This window comes from Mesorhizobium sp. M7A.F.Ca.CA.002.05.1.1 (genome assembly GCF_003998335.1).
In the GTDB taxonomy this organism is placed as follows: domain Bacteria; phylum Pseudomonadota; class Alphaproteobacteria; order Rhizobiales; family Rhizobiaceae; genus Mesorhizobium.
The window spans coordinates 1-4,015 of sequence record NZ_RZQI01000562.1; the positions used below are offsets into that span (position 1 = coordinate 1).

Here is a 4,015-nt window from a genome sequence, read left to right on the forward strand (position 1 = left end):
GGCCACACACGCCCCACCCAAACCCACCGACACCCCTCTCACCTTCGCGGTGCTGGTCTTCCCCGGCTTTCCGATGATGGCGTTCAGCTCGGTCATTGAGCCGCTGCGTGCCGCCAATGTCCTGGCGAAAAGAGAATGCTATCGCTGGATCATCGTCGGCGGCACAAAAGGCCCGGTCGAGGCCTCGAACGGCGTCGTCATCCAGCCGGGTTTTTACGCCGAGGACGCGCCGAAGGTCGACCGCATCGTCGTCTGCTCGGGCGGCGATGCCGACCACCTCGTCGCCGAGGACGCGGCAAGCTGGATCCGCAAGAGCCTGCGCAATGGCGCCCATATCGGCGCGGTGGCGGACGCGGCTTTCTTCCTGGCGCGGGCCGGCCTGCTCGACGGCCATGCCTGCACCTTGCACTGGACCAGCCAGGCCGCCTTCACCGAAGCTTTTCCCAACATCGAGCTCAGGCGCGACCTCTACGTCATCGACCGCAAGCGCTTCACCTCGGCCGGCGGCGTCGGCAGCCTCGACATGATGCTGGAGATCATCACCCGCGACTACGGCGCCGAGCTTGCCGCAGGTGTCGCCGAATGGTTCGTGCACAGCCAGCTGCGTTCCAGCATCGACCGCAAGATGATGCCGCTGCGGCTGCGCACCGGCGTCCGCAACGAACTGGTGCTGTCGGCCATCGCCATCATGGAGGACGCGGTGGAAGAGCGGCTCGGCATGGCCGAGCTGACCGCAAAGCTCGGCGTCTCCTCCGACAAGCTCGAACGCAGCTTCCGCTCCGAACTCGCTATCTCGCCCAACGGCTACTACCGCCGGCTGCGGCTGAAACGCGCCGCCGACCTCCTGGCACACTCGACGCTCGCCGTGCGCGACGTGGCGCTGGCGTGTGGGTTTGCATCGATGTCGAGTTTTGCGCGGGCGTTTCGCGAGGAGCATGGGCATCCGCCGAGATTGGCGAGACGGCATTAGGGCGCTTGCTGACGGGTGAGACGTTGGCGGGACAGCGCCCCCCTCTGTCCTGCCGGACATCTCCCCCTCAAGGGGGGAGCTCGGACTGCATCTCTGCTTTCGCTAATCTCAGATGTTGAAGAAAAGAACGGCGGCATCGAAACTGCCAATCTCCCCCCTTGAGGGGGAGATGCCCGGCAGGGCAGAGGGGGGCGCGAAGGATCGCGACGTAACCGATTAGCCAGCGGCATCCCGCACAACACCTGCGGTTTCCCGCACAATACCCACGCCCCGCCTGCGCCATGCTCCGACCTCGCAACCCAGCCAAGGCCGTACCCCCATGAGCATCGTCGTTTTCGACCCCGACAGCACTGAGGACGTGGACTTCAAGGACCGCATGCGCCACCCGGCCGCGGCCGATCCGGCCGGCGGCATGTGGCTGTCGGACACCGAGCCGTCCTTCATCGATGCCGATGCGCTGCGCAAGGGCCGGCTGGCCAAGCTGCGCGGCTGGATGCGCGAGGCCGGCTATGGCGGCGTCGTGTTGTTCGATCCCTACAACCAGCGCTACGCCACCGGTTCGCGCAACATGTTCGGCTATTTCCTGCGCAACTCGACCCGCTATTTCTTCATCCCGACCGAAGGGCCGATCGTGCTGTTCGAATATCCGCAGAGCTATCATGTCTCGATGGTGCTCGACACGATCGACGAGGCGCGTCCTTCCAAGCTGGTCTGGTCGTCGGTCTCCGGCCGCGACGACGAGACCGCCGGGCCCTTCGCCGACGAGATCGCCGAGCTTCTGAAGCAGCATGGCGGCGGCTCGATGAAGCTCGGCCTCGACCGCTGCAGCCATCTGCAGGCGCTGGCGCTCGAAAAGCGCGGCTGCGAGGTTCGCGATTGCCAGGGCGAGATCCTGGCGGTGCGCGCGGTCAAGACGCCCGAGGAAGTCAAATGCCTGCAGGTGTCGATGGCCGGCGCCGAGGCCGCCGTCTATGCGGTACGCGAGGCGATCAAGCCCGGCGTCTCCGAAAACGACCTGTTCGCCATCATGTATGGCGAGGTCATCCGCCAGGGCGGCGAGTTCATCGAGACGCGGCTGCTGACATCGGGCCAGCGTACCAATCCGTGGTTCAACGAGGCCAGCGGCCGCAAGATCCGGCCCGGCGAACTCTTGGCGCTCGATACCGACACGATCGGCTGCTACGGCTATTATTCGGATTTCTCGCGCACCTTCCGCTGCGGGCCGGGCAAGCCGACGCCCTACCAGAAGTCGCTCTACCGCATGGCGCACGACCAGGTTCAGCACAACATTTCGATCGTCAAACCCGGCATGGCGTTCCGCGAGATTGCCGAGAAGGCGTGGAAAATCCCGGACCGTTTCGTCGACCAGCGCTACACCTCGGTAATGCACGGCGTCGGCATGCATGGCGAAACGCCGTTCATCGCGCATGCCATGGATTACGAGACCTATGGCCGTGACGGCCATATCGTGCCAGGCATGGTGGTGAGCGTGGAAAGCTATATCGGCGAGAAAGGCGGCCGCGAGGGCGTCAAGCTGGAGGACGAGATCCTGATCACCGAGACGGGCACGGAGCTGCTTTCGCGCTTTCCCTATGAGGACGAGTTTCTGGAGACGCAGGTTTGAGGGCGGTTTCGTACACCGGCGCCGGATCGCGAGCCTTCGCTGCTGTCGCAGCCTTCCATCGCTTCGTCATCCTAGGGCGGAGCAAGGAGCGCAGCGACGCGGCGCAGACCCCTGGAGCTGCTTTGCAGCCCAAGGGATCCATGCCGCGACCTCTATGCACCGCAACGGTACAAGTTCTGCACCGCTGCACCATTCGATCAACATCACGGCATGGATCCTCGGGTCTCCGCGACGGAGCTTCGCTCCTGCTCCGCCCGTGGATGCCGAAGGTGGGGAGGCGCCGGCCAATCACCGCTGCTTGCGCCAGCTCGCTAAACAGAGCGGTGTCGCCCGCCCACAACCAAGGCGCATCGGCATGAAAACCCCCATCTCCATCAAGCCCGGCACGGTGGCCGCGATCTTCATCGACCTGCAGGAAGAGCACCGGCAGGACCCCCGCTATCTGGTCGAGGGCTTCAGCAGCATCCTCGCCAATGTCCAGCGCCTGCAGGCGGCGGCGCGGCAAAACCATGTGCCGCTCTACCACTGGGCCTACATCGTCGATCTCGACAAGCAGGACCGGCCGTTTCATCCGGTCGGTGAAGACGGCAAGTCGGCTTTCTCCGACAAGAGCGATCCGCTGACCGAGATCTGCCGTGAGGTGGCACCGATCAACGGCGAGGCGCTGCTGGTCAAGGCCGAGGCCAGCGCCTTCCGCACCGGCCCGGCGGCCCGCGACATCAAGTCTTCAGGCATCGAATGGCTGGTCATATCGGGCGTCTGGACCGAGGCCTGCATCGACGCTTCCGTCAAGGATGCGGTGGCGAAGGGCTTCCGCGTGCTTTTGGTCAAGGATGCCTGCGGCAGCGGCAGCGCGGCCATGCACCAGACCGGCATCCTCAACCTCGCCAACCGGCTCTATGGCGGCGCCGTCACCGACACCGACGGCGCCTGCCGGCTGCTGGCGGGCGAGACCGTCACCGCCTGGCAGGTCGAGGGCTCGGTGCCGCTGCGCTTCAGCTTCGACAACGCGGCCGCGCTCTACGCCGATCTATGAGCCGCGGCCCCTACGAAACACGGCTCGACCCGGCCCTGTGGGCCTATATCGACGCGGTCAACGCCTGGTATCCGCCCGAAATCATCGGCCTGCCGATCGACAAGCAGCGCGCCGTCTATGACAGGATGAGCCGGGCCTTCCACCAGGGCCGCCCAGCAGGCGTCAAGGCCAGCGACGGCCTGATCGCCGCCGGCCGCGACATCCCGGTCCGCCGTTACCAGCTTGCCGGTAGTGCCGCGAAGGCGATGGTGATCTACTACCACGGCGGCGGCTTCATCCTCGGCGGGCTGGAAAGCCATGACGACATCTGCGCCGAGCTCTGCGCCGGCACCGGTTTCGACGTGCTGTCGGTCGACTACCGCCTGGCGCCGGAACACGTCCACCC

At 65.6% G+C, this 4,015-nt stretch carries 4 protein-coding genes; all 4 read left to right on the plus strand.

Translation table 11 applies throughout. The annotated features are described in order from the left end of the window. Positions 1-970 (plus strand): GlxA family transcriptional regulator (locus tag EN939_RS23970; protein ID WP_164751174.1); only part of this gene is annotated, 970 nt, incomplete at its 5' end. A gap of 319 nt (positions 971-1,289) precedes the next feature. Next, a complete protein-coding gene (locus EN939_RS23980; protein WP_127269723.1) occupies positions 1,290-2,594 on the plus strand; it encodes a M24 family metallopeptidase in 1,305 nt (434 codons plus the stop codon). A 355-nt stretch (positions 2,595-2,949) separates the two neighbouring features. Continuing rightward, a complete protein-coding gene (locus tag EN939_RS23985; RefSeq protein ID WP_127269725.1) occupies positions 2,950-3,630 on the plus strand; it encodes an isochorismatase family protein in 681 nt (226 codons plus the stop codon). Further along, positions 3,627-4,015: alpha/beta hydrolase fold domain-containing protein (locus EN939_RS23990; protein ID WP_164751175.1), on the plus strand; the 389-nt coding region annotated here is incomplete at its 3' end. The genes EN939_RS23985 and EN939_RS23990, both read left to right, overlap by 4 nt.